Origin of the sequence: Sphingomonas sp. PP-CC-1A-547 (assembly GCF_003610375.1) — a bacterium.
Classification (GTDB): Bacteria; Pseudomonadota; Alphaproteobacteria; order Sphingomonadales; family Sphingomonadaceae; genus Sphingomonas.
Genome location: NZ_RAPZ01000015.1, coordinates 21801 through 39591 on the forward strand (window position 1 = coordinate 21801; position 17791 = coordinate 39591).

15 protein-coding genes and 1 pseudogene are annotated in these 17791 nt (G+C 55.2%); 4 read left to right on the plus strand and 12 right to left on the minus strand.

The annotated features are described in order from the left end of the window. Positions 1 to 75 precede the first annotated feature (75 nt). On the plus strand, positions 76 to 1401 hold the full coding sequence (locus tag C8J39_RS16435; protein WP_183038024.1) for a sugar transferase: 1326 nt from the start codon (positions 76 to 78) through the stop codon (positions 1399 to 1401). Positions 1402 to 1425: 24 nt separating this feature from the next. Here the strand turns inward: C8J39_RS16435 and galU are convergent, their stop codons facing one another. Next, a complete protein-coding gene (galU, locus tag C8J39_RS16440; RefSeq protein WP_120301443.1) occupies positions 1426 to 2298 on the minus strand; it encodes a UTP--glucose-1-phosphate uridylyltransferase GalU in 873 nt (290 codons plus the stop codon). Positions 2299 to 2842: 544 nt separating this feature from the next. Between galU and C8J39_RS16445 the strand changes: the two genes are divergently transcribed. Continuing rightward, positions 2843 to 3853, plus strand: coding sequence for a sugar phosphate nucleotidyltransferase (locus C8J39_RS16445; protein WP_243650221.1), 1011 nt, complete (start codon positions 2843 to 2845; stop codon positions 3851 to 3853). Between the two features lie 249 nt (positions 3854 to 4102). Here C8J39_RS16445 and C8J39_RS16450 read toward each other — a convergent pair whose 3' ends face one another. From C8J39_RS16450 to C8J39_RS16465, 4 genes are all read right to left on the minus strand, one after another. Next, positions 4103 to 5047 carry a GDP-L-fucose synthase gene (locus C8J39_RS16450; RefSeq protein WP_120301575.1) on the minus strand — a complete coding sequence of 315 codons (945 nt, stop codon included), beginning with the start codon at positions 5045 to 5047 and terminating at the stop codon, positions 4103 to 4105. A 14-nt stretch (positions 5048 to 5061) separates the two neighbouring features. After that, the gene (gene gmd / locus C8J39_RS16455) at positions 5062 to 6189 is read right to left on the minus strand and encodes a GDP-mannose 4,6-dehydratase (RefSeq protein ID WP_120301445.1); all 1128 of its coding nucleotides are present in this window, start codon (positions 6187 to 6189) and stop codon (positions 5062 to 5064) included. Between the two features lie 35 nt (positions 6190 to 6224). Further along, entirely contained in the window at positions 6225 to 7538 is a 1314-nt protein-coding gene (locus C8J39_RS16460) for an O-antigen ligase (RefSeq protein ID WP_165895265.1), read from the minus strand. Between the two features lie 64 nt (positions 7539 to 7602). After that, positions 7603 to 9600, minus strand: a complete 1998-nt coding sequence (locus tag C8J39_RS16465; protein ID WP_120301447.1) for a nucleoside-diphosphate sugar epimerase/dehydratase — start codon at positions 9598 to 9600, stop codon at positions 7603 to 7605. Positions 9601 to 9777: 177 nt separating this feature from the next. On the opposite strand from C8J39_RS16465, the gene C8J39_RS16470 reads away from it, so the two are divergent. Further along, on the plus strand, positions 9778 to 10362 hold the full coding sequence (locus C8J39_RS16470) for a sugar transferase (RefSeq protein WP_120301448.1): 585 nt from the start codon (positions 9778 to 9780) through the stop codon (positions 10360 to 10362). 35 nt (positions 10363 to 10397) lie between these two features. On the opposite strand, the gene C8J39_RS16475 is transcribed toward C8J39_RS16470, so the two are convergent. From C8J39_RS16475 to C8J39_RS16505, 7 genes are read right to left on the minus strand one after another with little or no spacing between them, the layout of a single operon-like run. Further along, positions 10398 to 11333: an NAD-dependent epimerase/dehydratase family protein gene (locus tag C8J39_RS16475; RefSeq protein ID WP_120301449.1), complete on the minus strand. Its 936-nt coding sequence runs from the start codon at positions 11331 to 11333 to the stop codon at positions 10398 to 10400. Continuing rightward, positions 11330 to 12073: a glycosyltransferase family 2 protein gene (locus tag C8J39_RS16480; protein ID WP_120301450.1), complete on the minus strand. Its 744-nt coding sequence runs from the start codon at positions 12071 to 12073 to the stop codon at positions 11330 to 11332. The genes C8J39_RS16475 and C8J39_RS16480 overlap by 4 nt, the downstream gene beginning before the upstream one ends. After that, on the minus strand, positions 12074 to 13198 hold the full coding sequence (locus C8J39_RS16485) for a glycosyltransferase (RefSeq protein WP_165895266.1): 1125 nt from the start codon (positions 13196 to 13198) through the stop codon (positions 12074 to 12076). It lies immediately after the preceding gene. Further along, positions 13195 to 14325, minus strand: coding sequence for a glycosyltransferase family 4 protein (locus C8J39_RS16490; RefSeq protein ID WP_165895267.1), 1131 nt, complete (start codon positions 14323 to 14325; stop codon positions 13195 to 13197). The genes C8J39_RS16485 and C8J39_RS16490 overlap by 4 nt, the downstream gene beginning before the upstream one ends. 28 nt (positions 14326 to 14353) lie before the next feature. Beyond that, the gene (locus tag C8J39_RS19140) at positions 14354 to 15544 is read right to left on the minus strand and encodes a glycosyltransferase (protein WP_120301453.1); all 1191 of its coding nucleotides are present in this window, start codon (positions 15542 to 15544) and stop codon (positions 14354 to 14356) included. Beyond that, the gene (locus C8J39_RS19345) at positions 15541 to 16029 is read right to left on the minus strand and encodes a DapH/DapD/GlmU-related protein (RefSeq protein ID WP_120301454.1); all 489 of its coding nucleotides are present in this window, start codon (positions 16027 to 16029) and stop codon (positions 15541 to 15543) included. Before C8J39_RS19345 ends, C8J39_RS19140 begins: the two co-directional genes overlap by 4 nt. After that, a complete protein-coding gene (locus tag C8J39_RS16505; protein ID WP_132833639.1) occupies positions 16026 to 17216 on the minus strand; it encodes an O-antigen polymerase in 1191 nt (396 codons plus the stop codon). Before C8J39_RS16505 ends, C8J39_RS19345 begins: the two co-directional genes overlap by 4 nt. Before the next feature lie 392 nt (positions 17217 to 17608). Between C8J39_RS16505 and C8J39_RS19350 the strand changes: the two are divergent. Further along, positions 17609 to 17749: pseudogene (locus C8J39_RS19350) on the plus strand (glycosyl hydrolase family 28-related protein); the annotation flags it as partial. Positions 17750 to 17791: the final 42 nt, after the last annotated feature.

The window sequence follows — 17791 nt, forward strand, 5'->3', positions numbered from 1 at the left end:
GTAGAGAGCGGCGTTTTGAGCCGCGCTATGGCGCCGTCGCGCGTGAAAAAGCCTGCGCGGACTTGGCGCCCAAGCGTGTCTTCGCTGCGCGTTCGGCTGATCCTCGGCATGCTGACGGTAGATACTGGGTGCATTATTGTCAGTTACCTGGCGGCGGCCGGTTTGCGCGGGGTATTCGCGAACGACACCGCCTGGATCGTAATCCTGGTGATGCTGATCTCGGTTTTCATTATTACGACGCTGAATAACGACAGCTATGCAGCCGCGAATTTGCGCGATCCTTTTCGATCCGTCGCGCGCGGGCTGCAGGCCTATGCGTTCGCAATCTGCGCGGTCATCTTCATCGCCTTCTGCCTGAAGGCCAGCGATACGTTCCCGCGTCTTGTCGTCGCGACCGGCTCGGCATTCGCCATTGTTTCCATCGCGTTAGGGCGGTTCCTGTTCGTCCGGCACATGCCCGCGATCATCGGCGGCAACCCGTTCAGCATCGTCCTGCTCTACGATTCCGGTCAGCCGATCCCTCGCGGGGACTTCTCGGTCGTCATCGCTGCGGACTCCTATTTCGATCCCGATCACCACGATCCCGTGATGTACGACCGCCTCGCGCAATCGCTGTGGGGCGCGGACCGAGTGATCGTCGCGTGCAGCCCGGAGCGTCGGATCGCCTGGGCGCAGGCTTTGAAAGGCGCGAACATCCAGAGCGAGATCTTCATGCCCGAGCTGAACGTGCTCGCGCCGCTCGGCATCAGCGCGCACGGCGACACGCCGACGGTGATCATCGCCAACGGCCCGCTGGTCCTGTTCGACCGCTTCGTGAAGCGCAGCTTTGACGTGATACTCGCTAGCTGCGCGCTGGTGACGCTGATGCCGATCTGGATCCTGATCGCGCTGTCGGTGAAGGTCGATTCGCGCGGGCCGATCTTCTTCAGCCAGATCCGGATCGGTCGCAGCAACCAGATGTTCCGCCTGATGAAGTTCCGCAGCATGCGCGTCGACCACAGCGACGGCGCAGGTGCGCGCTCGACGTCGCGCGACGACGACCGGATCACGCGCGTCGGCAAGATCATCCGCAGTACCAGCATCGACGAACTGCCGCAGTTGCTGAACGTCCTCAAGGGCGACATGAGCATCGTCGGCCCGCGCCCGCATGCACTCGGCTCGCGCGCCGCGGACAAGTTGTTCTGGGAAGTCGACCAGCGATACTGGCATCGCCATGCCGCCAAGCCTGGCCTGACTGGGCTTGCACAGGTTCGCGGCTATCGCGGTGCGACGCTGTACGAGGACGATCTGCGCAACCGGCTCCAGGCTGATCTGGAGTATCTCGAGCATTGGTCGATCTGGCGCGACATCAAGATCATCCTCCTGACCTTCCGCGTCCTGCTACACCGGAACGCCTTCTGACGTTCCGGTAAGCGGGCTGATCGTTCAGTATGCCAACAGGCCCTTTGCGAAATCGCGAACCACCGGTCCGATGTCGTCGCGCGCCAACGCGATCGTCAGATTGGCCTGGATGTATCCGGCCTTGTCGCCGCAATCATATCGCTGCCCGTCGAAGGTGAAGCCGTGGAACGGCTGGTTGCCGATCAACTGCGCCATCGCGTCGGTCAGCTGGATCTCGTCACCCGCACCCTTTTCCTGCGTTTCCAGGATCCGCATCACCTCGGGCTGGAGGATGTAGCGCCCCGGGATCATCAAATTCGACGGTGCGGTGCCGCGCTTGGGTTTTTCGATGAGCGCTGTCACTTCGGTGAGCCGACCATCGATCGCGCCTAGCGAGATGATGCCGTATTTGTCGGTTTCCGAATCGGGCACTTCGAGCGCACCGATCACGTTGCCGCCGACCTGATTATACGCCTCGACCATCTGTTTCATGAAGCCGGGCTTGCCGACCATCAGCTCGTCGGGGAGCAGGACCGCGAACGGCTCATCGCCGACGATCTCGCGCGCACACCAGACGGCATGGCCCAGGCCGAGCGGCTCCTGCTGACGGACATAGACCGGCGAACCGGGCTTCATCCGGATATTGCTGATCGCGTCCAGCGACTTGCCCCGCGACCGCATCGTATCCTCGAGCTCGTACGAGATGTCGAAATGATCCTCGAGCGCGCCCTTGCCGCGACCGGTCACGAAGATGATCTGCTCGATCCCTGCCTCGAGCGCTTCCTCGACGGCGTACTGGATCAGCGGCTTGTCGACGACGGTCAGCATTTCCTTCGGCATGGCCTTGGTGGCCGGAAGGAAGCGCGTACCCAGTCCGGCGACCGGAAACACGGCCTTGCGCAGCGGCTTTATGGTCATTCGATGCTCCCTTTGATCTTGCGGGGTCCTTTACCGCCGAGGTCGTTGCGGAAACCCGCAAACGTGTAATGAAAGAAATGTCACGGCGGGCACTTTTTCGTGCTCGTCACACGCGCTCGTCGTGACACCACCTCCGGCTTAAATCTGATTAACAACCGTTACTGGTGTCAAATTGAGCGAGCCAGTGCGACCTTCCGTTGCGTTGAAGACGTTAGTCATGGCTGACCGGTAGTCTCCACGGTCACCGTTCTGCCTTCAATTTTTGCCGCGCCAATCCTTTAGCCGACGGTCCCCTCATGGAGTGCGACCATAGCCACTCGATAAATTGGGTTGTTCGACGCCAGCAATTGAAAGGTCGCGTTCTGGCTGTGGATAAATCGGGGTTCCAAGCATGCATCGTTGCTAGTCGTCCTCCATCACGACGTCAGCCCATTGGCGCGCGAAATTGCCGCGTTATAGCTCGGGGCCAGCAGGAGGCTTCATGACCGCACGTAAAATCGTTCCCGTTATTCTGTCAGGCGGTTCGGGCACGCGCCTTTGGCCGATGTCCCGCCCTGAAATGCCCAAGCAGATGCTGGCGCTCACCGCGGACGAGACGATGCTGCAACTGACTGCAGGCCGCACGTTCGGCGGGCGCTTCGCGGCGCCGATCGTGGTCGCGAACGCGCGTCACGCGGACCTTGTCGAGCAGCAACTTGCGGAGGCCGGCGCAACCGCGCAGGCGCTGATCCTGGAACCGATCGGCCGCAACACTGCACCTGCCATCGCGCTTGCAGCGATTGCCGCAGGCGGTGGTAGCGACGCGCTGCTGGTGATGCCGTCGGATCACGTTATCGGCGACGTTCCTGCGTTCCATGCCGCGATCGAGGCGGCGATGCCGCTCGTCACGCAAGGGTGGCTGGTTACATTCGGGATCGCGCCGAACGCGCCCGAGACCGGCTATGGCTGGATCCAGATTGGTGACGGGATGCAACCCGGCGTCAACCGCGTCGCTCGGTTCGTTGAGAAGCCCCCGCTCGACAAGGCGCAGTCTATGCTGGCAAGTGGCGATCATGCCTGGAACGGCGGGATCTTCCTGTTCCTCGCTGACGCCTATCTCAAAGCTCTCGCGCAGTTCAATCCGGGCATCCTAACCGCGACGCAAGAGGCGATGGACAAGGCGCGTATCGAGTGCTCCCGGATCTACCCCGACGCCGTCGCCTTCGCCGCCTCGCCCGATGACTCAATCGATTACGCGGTGATGGAAAAGGCAGATCGGGTTGCGGTCGTGCCGGTAGCGATGGGTTGGAACGACGTCGGCAGCTGGGATGCGCTGCACTCGATCAGCGAAATCGATGCCGACGGCAACGCACACCGCAGCCACGGCGGGGGCAACGTGCTCGCCATCGATACCAAGGCCTGTTTCGTCCGCAGCGACGGCGTGCGTGTCTCGTTAGTCGGCGTCGAGGATCTTATCGTGGTCGCGAGCGGTAACGAGGTGCTGATCATGCCACGCGGTCGAAGCCAGGAAGTGAAGAAGCTGACCGAAGCGATGAGAAGTCACGACCAAAAATGATAATGTTCGCTATATACTGATTTACAAAACGAACATTTTGATCAAAGTAAAGCGGCGTTCATAGTCTTAGTGAACTAAGTGATGAAATTTGTCGCTTGGTAAGTTTCCAAACAGCGATATATCGAGTGAGGCCGCGCAATCAGGTAAAAATATGCTTACAGAAAAAGACCTGATGCAATATTCATCAAATTAGAGGGTGTAAAATACCCTCCCATTTTCAGGGGGAGGGTATCTCTGTTAATGTGAGAATTAATGTGCCACGTTAGCGCGGAACCACGCGTAAGTATCCTTGACCCCCTCAGCAAGGGCAACGGAAGGCTTCCATCCCATACTAGTAAGCCGTCCCGAATCCATCAATTTGCGCATCGTACCGTCTGGCTTCGAGGTGTCGAAGCTGATGCGGCCGGTAAAACCTGTGACGTCCGCAACCAGATGCGCGAGTTCGCTGATGGTCACGTCCTCGCCAAAGCCCACGTTAATGTGGCTGAGCATTGGCTCCGTGTTCGCTTCGTACGTTTCCTTGTCGAGATCGAACACGAACAGCGAGGCCTCGGCCATGTCGTCGACATGCAGGAACTCGCGGTACGGGGTGCCGGTACCCCAGATCACCACCTCTTCGGCGCCGCTGGCAGCCGCTTCGTGAAAGCGGCGGATCAGAGCCGGCATCACGTGGCTGTTTTCCGGGTGAAAATTGTCACCCGGGCCATAGAGGTTGGTCGGCATCACGCTACGGTAGTCAGTGCCATACTGGCGGTTATAGCTTTCGCACAGCTTGATGCCGGCGATCTTGGCAACCGCATACGGCTCATTGGTTGGCTCGAGGACGCCGGTCAGCAGTGCGTCCTCACGCATCGGCTGTTCGACCGCACGCGGGTAGATGCATGAGGAGCCAAGGAACAGCAGGCGCTGCACGCCGGCGACGTAAGCCTGATGGATCACGTTCGCCTCAATCATGAGGTTCTCGTAGATGAAGTCGGCGGGGTAGGTGTTATTGGCATGAATGCCGCCCACCTTGGCAGCCGCCAGCACAACACCGTCAGGCTTCTCGCTTGCAAAGAAAGCACGCACCGCCGCTTGGTCTGTCAGGTCGAGTTCGGCGTGCGTGCGCGTGATCAGCTCGGCGCCGCGCTCGCGCAGTTTGCGCGAGATCGCTCCACCGACCATGCCGCGATGGCCAGCCACATAGATGCGCATCGGATGTTGCTCCATCAGCCTTCGACCGAAACGGGAAGATCGTAGCCATGGGTCTTGAGAAGGGCATGACGCTTGGCCGTGTGAAGGTCGGCTGCGACCATTTCCTGGCACATCTCCTGCACGCTGATCTCAGGGACCCAGCCAAGCCGGTCCTTCGCCCTGGTCGGGTCGCCGAGCAGCGTCTCCACCTCGGCCGGACGGAAATAGCGCGGGTCGATCCGAACGAGGATGTCGCCGGCCTTGACCGCCGGTGCATCATCGCCCTCGACCTTGTCGACGATGCCGACCTCGTCAACGCCTTCGCCCTCGAACCGCAGCGTGATGCCGAGGTGCGCAGCCGACCAGGTGATGAACTCACGCACCGAGTACTGCACGCCGGTGGCGATGACGAAATCCTCGGCCTGCTCCTGCTGCAGCATCATCCACTGCATGCGGACATAGTCCTTGGCATGGCCCCAGTCGCGCAAGGAGTCGATATTGCCCATGAAGAGGCCCGTCTCCAGCCCTTGTGCGATGTTGGCAAGGCCGCGGGTAATCTTGCGGGTGACGAACGTCTCACCGCGGCGTGGGCTCTCATGGTTGAACAGGACGCCGTTGCAGGCGTACATGCCGTACGCCTCGCGGTAGTTGACCGTAATCCAGTACGCATAGAGCTTGGCGACCGCATAGGGCGAGCGCGGATAGAACGGCGTAGTTTCCTTCTGCGGGGTCTCCTGGACCAGGCCGTAGAGCTCGGACGTCGAGGCCTGGTAGAAGCGCGTTGTCTTTTCCATCCCGAGGAAGCGGATCGCCTCGAGCAGACGCAACGTGCCGAGGCCGTCTACGTCCGCGGTATATTCAGGCGCTTCGAAGCTGACCGCGACATGGCTCTGCGCACCGAGATTGTAGACCTCGTCGGGCTTCACCTCGCTCAGGATGCGCGTCAGGTTCGAGGTATCCGACAGATCGCCATAATGCAGCTTGAGGTTGGGCTGCGGCGCGTGCGGATCCTGGTAGATGTGATCGATGCGCTGCGTGTTGAGTAGCGAGGCCCGGCGTTTGATGCCGTGAACCTCGTAGCCCTTTTCCAGTAGAAACTCAGCCAGATACGACCCGTCCTGACCGGTCACGCCTGTGATAAGAGCTACTTTCTTATTTTCCACTGAGACTTCCTAGATTAAAAATTAATATTGAAGTTTTATATATTATGTTTTTCGGCGTTCGCGCGTAGCGAACACAGCCAAGTTGCCGATACGGCAAGTACCGCCATGATCAATGGAGTTCTTGCCGGATAATCAGCAATACTAGCTAAGAGAACTAGTAATATTATGACGGAACCTGTTCTTGCAATATGAGCCTCACCAGTAGCGCTACTGCGCCAAGCCCGCCATGAAGCTGTGAAGAACCAAACAAGCGCACCAGCGAGTAGGGCTACGAATGGCAGGCCTCCCTCAATCAATAGCTCAATATAGTCATTATGAGCATGGTTGAAATAGGTAGGTTTCAAAACATTAAAGGGTTCAACCATCCGAAACACGGAATCAAAAGACCCGAGCCCGGAGCCTACTGGAAAATATTGCATGATCATGGAAATTAAAGTTGGAAATGCTCTGGACCGCATATCCGCACCAACTTCCTCGTCCAGCAACCGGTCAATCGCTTCGGCTCTGCCAAAGTCGACGCTTACGAGCAGCAGGACGATCAAAACAGTAAGAACCAAGAGGACCCCTGTCGGCAAAACCCAACGGGGCGCCCTGCGCGCCATCCCTGCAATGGTTGGCCAGACGAGCAATCCCCCGCCTACCAAACCTACAGCAAGCAGGCCAAGACCGGCTCGAGATCCCGTGCCTATTACCATAAGCGAAAGCAGCAAGACGATACCGAGCGCCGTCCAGCCTCGCCAGCCTGGCCGCTGTGATGGAGCATACCCCCATGCTAAGGTTAGCGGCACGCCGACTGCAAGGAAGAGGGCTTGATGATTGCGGTTGGCAAATAAGCCCGCGGCCTGACCACGAGTACTATTAATGAACGGATTGTCTATTATTCCGCCTGAGAGTTGGATGAGACCACAAAGCGCGCTGACGCAGACGATTGCAATCATAATCGGCAAAAATCTAGACTCCCGCGTAGCTGGAGACGCAGACATGCCAACTAGAACGGCAAACGGGACTGAAAGCGACAGCAGTGCGTTTAAGGCACCGTCAGGAACGATCGCTATTGGTCGCGATATTTCGCTTAGGCCAACTGCCGCCGTAACACTGGATATTAATTCTCGCCCTGGAAGTTTTGTCCATAAGGAAAACGGTATGGGAACTATCTGTAGGGCTACCAGTAAAGCCGCAATGGCAATTATCAAAAAAGGGGCGCGAAGTTCCCTAACGTTAAACTTAACTCTCGCTAACAGCAATCCCGCAACGGCAAGAAAAGACGCAGCCCGGACAAATCCCTGACCGAGTGTATTGGCTTTTGAAGCTCCACCGGCCAAGCAAAGGACGGCAAATAGCGCGATCATAACGAAGAACGGTGCGCCAGCGGAACGTATCCGTTTAGCACTAGGTGTATGTTTCGTCATGGGATTAGGCCGCTGCACTGGGAGTAGGATATTCGTCGACGATGATAGACGTATCACCCTGCGATTTTTCGCAATTAGCTGCAGCCTTGAGGGTCACCCAGTCAACGAGTTCACTGTTTGGTACAAACTCAGGGACTATGGCTTGAAGAAGTTCGCGAACCGCATTGGCGTCGGACCCTGCAAGCAGTGTCTCAAGCGCAAGCAGCTTTGGCTGCAGCTGCTCCATTGGCAAGAAGCTCTCCATAGCTTTTCGAATCCGGGTATGTTGTGTCAGTATTGGAGCGTCATCGATCAGCAACTCCTCGTAAAGCTTCTCGCCAGGTCGAAGTCCCACAACCTTTAATTCTATATCACCGTGAGGATTGCTATCGTTTCGAACTGTCAGGCCTGATAATTCTATCATGTTGCGTGCCAAGTCAGCAATGCGGACGGGCTCGCCCATATCGAGGACAAAAACCTCGCCACCTGTGGCCATTGTTCCGGCCTGTATGACGAGTTGCGCTGCCTCCGAAATTGTCATGAAGAAGCGGGTTATCCGCTCATCTGTTATTGTTATGGGACCGCCATGAGCGATTTGTTGTCTGAAAAGCGGTACAACAGAACCGGACGATCCCAAAACATTGCCGAAACGTACCATAGAAAAGCAGGTCGTGCTGTTGCCGGCATGCATCGCTTGCAAAATCATTTCGGCTAACCGCTTGGTAGCCCCCATTACATTTGTCGGTCTAACAGCCTTATCGGTACTGATAAGGACGAAGCGCGGTATGCCATACTTGGAGCAAGCGCTTGCAACGGCGAACGTCCCAAAGGCATTGTTTGAAACGCCTTCGGCCAAGTTGTGCTCAACTAGGGGAACGTGCTTATACGCAGCAGCGTGATAGACGATATCAGGCCGCCAGCTACTGATCACTTCATCAACTCGACGGCGGTCTTTCACAGATCCAAGCAATGGGATAAGCTCTACTGTGCTCAGGTCAGTGGTTGAAAGGTGAATTGTGCGTTCTAACTCACGATGTATGGTGTACAGCGCAAATTCGGAACTCTCAAATAAAAGTAGCTTAGCGGGCTGTACCTTTAAGATCTGCCGACATAACTCGCTGCCGATTGAGCCACCAGCGCCTGTCACCATGACCACACGGCCTACGATACGGTGTCGCATGAACTCTTCATCCGGACTTACCGGATCGCGGCCTAGCACGTCACGAATGTCGAGCTCTTGGATGGTCTCTCCGCCAGCTTCACCACGAGCCACATGCATCAAATCGGGCAACGTACGTACCGCAATGCCGGGATGACGGAGCTTCGACAAAACTTCGTTGCGGCGAGTGCGGCTGGCCGACGGGATCGCCAAAAGTACCTCGGTAACGTCTAGCCGTTCGTAAAGAACGGGCAAATTGTCCGGCTTATGGACTCGTATGCCGTTGATTGTCGCACCTTGAATCTGCGAATTATCGTCCAGAAACCCGACAACCGTCATTTCGCCACGGTTGGTTAGTGCCGCTGATATCTGTCTACCGGAATCGCCTGCTCCATAGATCAGTACGCGCGGCCGTAGTCTCGCAATCGGACCGATCCGCTTTGGCGCCCCCAACAGATGGCGAGCGGCAACTCGGATCGTCAGCATCAGCACGAATAGCAACGCGGGCTGGATCAGACCAATCGTCCGAGGCACACCCGGAACGCCATAGGTTGTGAATATTAGCGCATAGATTACGCCATATGCTAGATTCGCAACGATCAAGAGCGTGAGAACGGCGTCTTGTGCGTATCGAGAGATAGCTCGATATACGCCGAGCACTGAGAATATCGGGAGCGCAATAATCATCGAGCCGAAAACGGCCGGTAACGGCCGATCTGAGAACGGCACCCATTCGTTAAGCCTCAGATAGAACGCCAACCAAACTGCCAAGGCGCATAAGGCAGCATCTGCTGTTCCCAGGATGATGCGTTTGGCGGGGCGTGGAAGGTTGATCAATGGCTGCAAAATACGCGCGACGGCCATAAAAACTTACTCTCCAACATCGTCCGATCGGTGGTTCGACCCGCAGTTCGAATGCACCTGTAACATACGAACATTGGAGCTAGAGCCAAAGAGCACTCATAGCCGGGCAGGGGGAGGTTGACCAGAGAAGGGTGACCATCCTACCGCAGCGGCGAACCTTTGCAGGGAATTGCGCATATGACCCAGGTTGGATCATGGAAGAAACGTGCCTTCGATTTGGGGTTGTCCCTGGTCCTACTACCGCCTTCTGTCGTGGTATGTGCCGTCGCCGCTGCCGTGATCGCAATCGACGACCGAGCCAACCCGTTGTTTATTCAAGAGCGGCTAGGCCGTGATGGGCGTCGCTTCAGACTCGTTAAACTTCGCACGATGCGCATTGGCACTGGGGACCGCCCGTCTCACGAAACCAGCGCCGGCTCAATCACGCGCATGGGAGCGTTTTTACGTCGTACAAAGCTCGACGAACTACCGCAGCTATGGAACGTCCTGATTGGGGATATGAGTTTCGTCGGGCCAAGACCCGGCTTACCGACGCAAGCCCTTTTAGATGCTAAGCGACAACAGCATGGGGTTCACAAACTGTTGCCAGGCATCACCGGCGTAGGACAGGTCGCCGGCCTCGATATGTCGCAGCCAGAACTCTTGGCCCAATATGATGCTCAATACCTCGGGCCCTGGTCCATAAAGCGTGACATGCATTTATTGTTGCAAACAGCGCTAGGCGGTGGTCGCGGTGATGCCGCTAATCGGCCTAACCGCTAAGTTGAGGACGCAATATGTGCGAAATCACCGGTCAGTTATCTGGACGGACGGAGCATCCGCGTGAGTGCAGGTTGAAGATGGTCCTTCGGTGTCCATTCTAATGCAGCGCAAGCCGCGTCATTGTCGATTTGAAGATTACCAACGATACGGCGAACCTCGTCTCCGCGGCCCAACAATCGACCAGCCAGTTTAAGAGCGCTAACGGGTACGGGAAACAACCGCGCTTGTCGTCCAACAGCAAACCCAATTGCCTCCACTAGGGCACGTGTCGAATAATCTTTGCCGTCACTTACCGGTAGAATCATTCCAGCTGCCTTGGCACTTGTTAAAGCGCATATCGTGGCATCAGCAAGATTGCATACGGAGATTAGACTGCGGCGATTGTTTACTAATCTAAATGGCAGCGGAACACCCTGCTGAACGGCCGATACCAGTCTTCCAAAATTACCAGCGACGCCACGACCATATACCATTGGCGGCCGTAGTATGACAGTCTGTAATCCGGCGGTGACGGCTTCATCTGCGATGAGGAGTTCCGCCTCATACTTGGTGCGGCCATAATCATCTTCGGGAGATGGTGTGTCGTGGCCCGAGAAGCGATGGTCAAAGCGCGTCTCTTCTCCATTAACCTTTATTGAGCTCATATATACGACACGCTTTATTCCTGCCGCGGTGGCAGCGTTCAGCAGACGCTGTGTCCCTTGAACGTTAACGCGTTGGAACGATTGTTGCGCATCCGCTGGATGTCCACGGACATGAGTGAGGGCTGCGAGGTGCGCTATCCCGTCGACTCCATGCAAGCCATCTGCGAGGGCAGAAACATCTGCACACTCTAGGTCACCCGCGATGACCTCGTTGCTCAGGCCGGTTTTGCGTCGGACGATCGGGATGACGTCATGCCCCGCCTGCTGCAGGCGCGTTGAAAGCTCCCGGCCTACGAAACCAGATGCGCCCGTAACCGCTATTTTCATCGTAGTAATTCCAGTAGTTTCATAGGGTATTTACTAAAAATCATCGCTAAGTTTGTATAAATCCCATTGTCTCTGCAAGCTCGGACGACTTCGCGATTGATTGTCAGGCGCGCTTTCCATCCGTCCGTACTCGCCCCGCCGGGGCGCATGTGCACGATGACTTGCGGTAGGTAGACGTATGAGAGCTTTTGAATGGTGAATGCGCGGACTACGAAGTCAAAATCGGCGGCAATCTTTAAATCGGTTCGGTAAGCCCCTACTTGAACGTAAGCATGTTTTTGCAAGTACATCCCGGGATGTGCGGGCATCCAACCCCACTTCGTCCGATTAGGGCGGAACCGATTGCTTTTATAGCGGCGGGTCTCGACCCCTTCCGGATTGATAAAAGCGATGTCCCCCAGCACAGCATCTGGGCCTCCTCCCTCTACGAAAGCTCGCGCAACATCTGCCAGGGACTCTTGGGTTGCAAAAAAATCGTCTGCGTTCAAAATCCCAATTACATCACCGCTTGCCAGCGCAATGCCCTTATTCATCGCGTCATATAGGCCAAGGTCAGGCTCAGAAACGAAGATGGTCTTCTCGTTCTTCATCTTCTCTACGATCGACTGTGTTCCATCAACCGATGAGCCGTCGATGATGATATGTTCAATATTCTCATAAGTTTGAGACTGAACAGAGGAGATTGTGCTTGCTATCGTGCCACTGGCATTAAAACAAACTGTTACGATGCTTATCTTCATTCAATTAAGTCCGCTATCGGTCATCTTATGGTTGCCCGACGAATGATCTGGAACCTGGGTAACCAGTACCATTCTCGTTGCGACATCATCCCAGCTTGAAGGAATGCTTTCGAGGCGGCTTTCCCAGTTGGGCCACCACCCTTTATTCAATCGTTGGCTAAGCTCGGCGATAGCATTCTCTAGCGATGCTGGATCCTTTGGAGAGAAATAAATCGCTTCGCTACCGCATAAGTCGCGAGCATAGGGTAGGTTGGCACAAATAATGGGCAGGCCCAGCCACATAGCTTCAACAAGCGGAAGACCGTAGCTTTCTGCTAAAGAAGGAAAGACAAGCGCGTCTGACTTAGCATATTCATCGCGCATGCCATTAGCATCCAACCGACCAACTGCCCTAATTGCGGGCTTATCTTGAATACCAGGAGTGGAAGGTACCGTTACTACCATATCGCCAACCAACTTGCTCCATGCCGGTAGAGCAGATGTTTTGTATAAGACGGAATGGTTTTTATGCGGGTACGGCGCAGCAGGATAAAACAAGCGGAGTTTGCCGACGCCTACCCTACCTGTTCGACGGATTCCGGAACTGAGAAGCCATTCGGGTGCTGGCTGCGGAATGACGTGAATTTTATCCGATAGGGCGGGGTAGGCGGCGTTTAGTCCGCGCTTCATGGTTTCAGTTTGTACGATCGCTGCATCGACGTAAGTCGAATTAAAGCGAAGCAATGCGCGCGCGATAGAAAATTTGATCCTCTGAAAAAACGTCGTTCCGTCTAAGTTACCTAGCAAATGCTGGTTGTGAAAGAAAACGACCTGCCTACTACTAATTCTTACCGGCAGATCGCCTAATATGAGGATCGGCAACGAGTGCTTAAAACGCCGCGACATTAAAGTGCATTCAATGACTCTAGAGACCGTATTTGGCAAATATCGGCGCGTTTGATGAGCGACAGTGAGAACGGAAAGCCGCTTATAGTTGGCCAGTGGTCCGGTTGCTGGTAGATAAATATCGACAATCTGGCCCGTTCTTTCCAGTGCCGGAAGCAGGGACTTTGTTAGTTCGGCCGCCCCGAGGCCCGTCACATTTGTAAGTCCGATCCGGACTTTGTTTGTTGGGCTGAAACTCATTTGTTCGCTCCGGCGGGCCATTTATACCACGGTACTGCCGGTCGTTCATGCCGACCGTTTGCAGCTATTATCGCGGAATCAAAGTAATTTGCCGCTACCGTCGGCGTGAGTTGCAATGCCGCCCGCCGAGCGTTTGCCTGATAGATTTTTAAACGCTCTCGATTATTGCACCACGCTCGCAATATCCTGGTTAGGTCAGAGACGTCTCCGTTGGAAAACACTTCCCCGGCATCGTAGGCTTCCACAACGGCGCCAGCGCCGACCGCGGTACTGCAGCAGACCGGCGTACCCGCTTGCAGCGCTTCGTTAACTACGACGCCCCAGCCATCAAACAAGCTGGGAAGCAGTAAAGCGTCGTACTTACTGATAGTCTCTGCTGCTTGCCCGAATGGCACCACGCCAACATACTTAATAGCGGGCGAGAAGTCATATTGTTCGGGATCGCCTGCGCCAAACACGTCAAGAGATATCCGATATCCCTCATCCAGTAGAGACTGAACGGCCTGAATTGCTATTCGAAGTCCTTTCCGTGCGATTAAGCTTCCAACAAAAACCAAGCGCAAGTGTGGCCTCAGCTCGGTATTGCGGTTATCAGCTATGTCATTGGCCGGAACAAAATATCCAAAAGGATATATCTTTTCGGACGAAATGCCTATTGACCTATACTGATCACACGCAAGCGGGGAAATCGCGAATACAGCGTGTATCTTCCGCGCGAATATAGCACCGTAGACCTTGTATATGATCGGGCGTAGCCATGACTTAATGCTATTCTTTAAATTATTCGTGTCTTCCAAATATGCCAAACCAGTAGTGGAAAACGGCTCAGAGATGACGGCAACCCTTAGACCTAGGCGGCAGGCCGCATACATTATCCGCATTTGTCGGAAGCTCTCAAATGGGCTCCCAAATACATGTATAGCAGTGGGGTACTTCGCCAACTCCACCTTTGCCCACTGGTGCCAGTTCTGACTAGGAATTAACTGTTCTGGTACAATATCGACTGATTGACGCACCCATCCTTGCGCCTCTCGTAGCGAGTCACCTACACGTTCCACATTTACTACAAGTTCGCCATTAGCCAAACGACTCAAAGCGGCATAGGTGTGAGACTGATGGTCCGTCAATAATGGGTGCCAGCAAACGTAACGCATATCAAATAGCCCCGGTGAATAGGAACTTGCGAAGCGCAGTACCGGCTTCGACTGGCGAGCAAATAGAGCTGACGGATGTGCGTCCCACTTCCGCAATTTTGGCGGCCTTCACGGTATCATCTACAATCGCACGAAGTCTTTCCGTCAGTAGTCTTGGGTCATCACGTTCTAGGTATACTGCCGCATTACCAAGAATTGAGCGAACATCACTTATGTCCGTAGTAAGGACCAGCAATCCATCGCCGGCCATCTCAATGACCTTGGAGGGAAACGTAGTGTCTGCCAAAGGTCCACTATTAGGCTTTAACGCCAGTCCAACATCCATCTGGCCAAGCAGCGCTTCGTAGCCTGGATTATCGAGACGGCCATAAACTGTAACGACAGGGCCCTGGTTGCAAGATGCCGCGAGATGCGTAAAATCGATCAAGCTTTCGCCAGTTCCAGTTATGTGAAAGTGCAGCCGCTTAGACCAAAGCTCATTTTGACTGCGCAAGATGTTGATTGCATCGACAAGCAGAGTAGCGCCGGTTGACGGTGACACCGTCCCACCTAGCAATAGATGTATCACTGGGCCGTTAAACCGTCGGCTCTGAGGGGTGGAGCCCACGACACCGTAATACGCTTGCTGCGGCTGCAGGTGGGTTGCGCGCGATAACCTGCGGCAAGCTAGTAAAGCTCCGTTAGTGCAGGCGCGGTCCGTTAAAGCCGTCAAGCATCGTGCTTTAATAGCGCTTGGGCTCCAACCCTGTAATTCGGTTTCACCGTCCTCCAAGTCTAGAACAAGCCTGTACCCAATTAGGCGTGCAATCCAAATGGCAGGCAGGTAGGCTGGCATTCGATTATAAATCAAGATTACTGTCGAACGAGCACGGTGTCTACGAGCCCAGACAAGGGGTATGGCGGCCCAGAAAGAGAGTAGCTCGGATAAAATAGGTCGATGGATTAATGGTCCATATAATATCGGGACCTTCTGAGAACGGCTGACGCGTGGAGCGAAGTAACGTCCGGTACCATCTTGCCTTCCTCGACCTAAACTCAGCACAGTTGTCCTAACGCCAGCCAAACGCAAAACGCGAGCCATCATAAGTACTTTGCGAGTTGCCGCGGGGCTGTCAGTCTTGATGCCACGTTCTAACCGAACGTCATCTGCCAGAGCGTTGCATAGTATGAAAACGGTTTCGCTGTTTATCATAGTGTTCGCTTCACGCGAGCGGGAACTCCTACCGCTAAGCAGTTCGGGGGCAGGTCTTCAGTTACGACAGATCCTGCGGCTACAACGGTGCCTTCGCCAATGGAAACACCGCCCAGAATGAGTACGTTGGCTCCAATCCAGCATCCATCGCCGATTGACACCGCCTTACTCGTACCCAGCCCTGCTCGGCGAGACGAGGGGCCGATTTCATGGCCACCAGTTACAATGCGAACAAATGGGCCGATGTCACAGGCGGCACCCACTGACACCGGGGCATCTGCATGAGTGTAAATTAAAACCCGGGGGCTTAGCCAGGAATCTTTTCCGATACTAACGCGGCCAGGACCGAAAAACCATCCTTGACCGCAGACCGACACCCCATCACCGAGCTCCAAGCCCGCCATCCGAAGTACTATTCGCCTAAAGGCGAATAGCCGGGTTGGAGGAAGGGACCATAGTAACAAATTAATTATGTGTCTGATCATGATGCTGCCACCGCCGAGTCTCGCGATGCTTGGTTGCGTCGAACATCGAACCACTTAATGATCAAACAGAACATAAAAAGTAGTAGTATGTTATTATCAGAAAACGCCGGTATTAGTGGTAGGTAGATGGCGCCGATGATCATTAGTGTTGCTAGGACGCAGTCGAGGAAAGACCCGCCATTGACTGCCGACCTCCATACGACGGAGCTTATAAAACCTTGGACGGCTAGAAAAACGCCCGCACCGAGGAATCCAAAGTCCATTATGAGGTTGGCAACGGCGGTGGTCCACCCCACGCCAATGACTTGTTGCGCATCAAGTGCTGCCACCCGTAGCTGGTACATATCAACCACATTAATACCAGTTAATGGTTCAATCTGCCTGTATATGAAGGGAAAGTTCATTGCGCCCTTTGAGATATTGATCAAATCAGTTTGCAAATATCGATCAAACAGGGCGATTGAGCTCGAGAAGTATACCATCGCCTCAATAAATGTTTCTTTGAATCCGGAACCCAATATACCGATAGATGCCTCGAACCAATGCGGTAAGTCGAAGTCGAATAGCCGGGCTAGAACCTCTGACTTCACATCGGATACCCGACTATCATTACGTGCTATTGCAACATAACCCATGTAGGCGACCATAATTCCAGAAATTGCGGATACGAATATGGAGCCGCCCTTTGAAGTGCCATTGGGATCCGATCGTATTCGCCAGAAAAACTGGCCCAGGACACTTACGAGAATTATCTGTAGCGCGGCTTGACGACCCGCAGCTAGCACCGCGCCCATCAGGAAGCCAAGGACCGGCAAGGCAAAGATTATGGTTCGTTTAGGACCTAGTTCCAGACGGAATATCAAGGCGAACAGGTACGAGAATAGGCAGGCCCAAGTCATAACAGATGCGGCGCGCGCCAGTCCGCTTGCCGACTCTTTCCCGACGAAGCTATCGCGCAGGTCGGAAAGGTTGAGTAGGCTTCCCCCTCCGTTAAGAATGAAATCGAGGACTAGGCAGCCGCCACCAACCATACCGATGACCCAGCAAAAGCGAGCTATGGGCATAAGCGATCCGAACTCACGCATTGAGTCAGTTGGAGCTGGGCTTCTTCTCACCACCGGGCCGCGATAGAATAACTCGATTGCCGCTCCGCCTGCGAATGAGAGCATCGCGAAGGAAATTACCATTCCCAATCGGGGGTCCCTGTAGTCCAGGTATCGGTAGTCGATCACACCTACTACGATGGGGGAAATGCAGACGATCCACGCTAAGCTAGCGGCCCAAATCGGGCCCTTAACGTTGCGGGAAAGGAAGAGCAGCGCTACGGCTAGCGCCAGACTGGCCGTTAACATACAGGGCGACCTTAGAGTGGCGTCGGGTGGCATCGCTTAGCCCAAGCCCTTATAGCGGCGCAACTAGAAGGACCGCTCGCTCCGCAACGAACCTGATGAAACCGGAAACTAGCTTGATGATTGACCACCTTTCCTTGAGCCGACGCGAGGCTTTGGGCGGAGCGCTGTTGGGCTCTGGGGCAGCTGCAATGTCCTCGGCTGGTGGTCAATCCTCGGGAGATCCGCCTATGCTAAATCTGATCTCAGTTCGTGATCTGGGGGCGGCGGGCGATGGTCGGACTGACGACACGAAAGCCGTTCAAAGCGCAATCGACCGCGCGGCAGCGGGGGCTGACGGTGGCACGGTATGGTTCCCGCCAGGTCGCTACGCAGTGCGTAGCTTGTCTTGCATCAACCGGGACGCTGCCAGT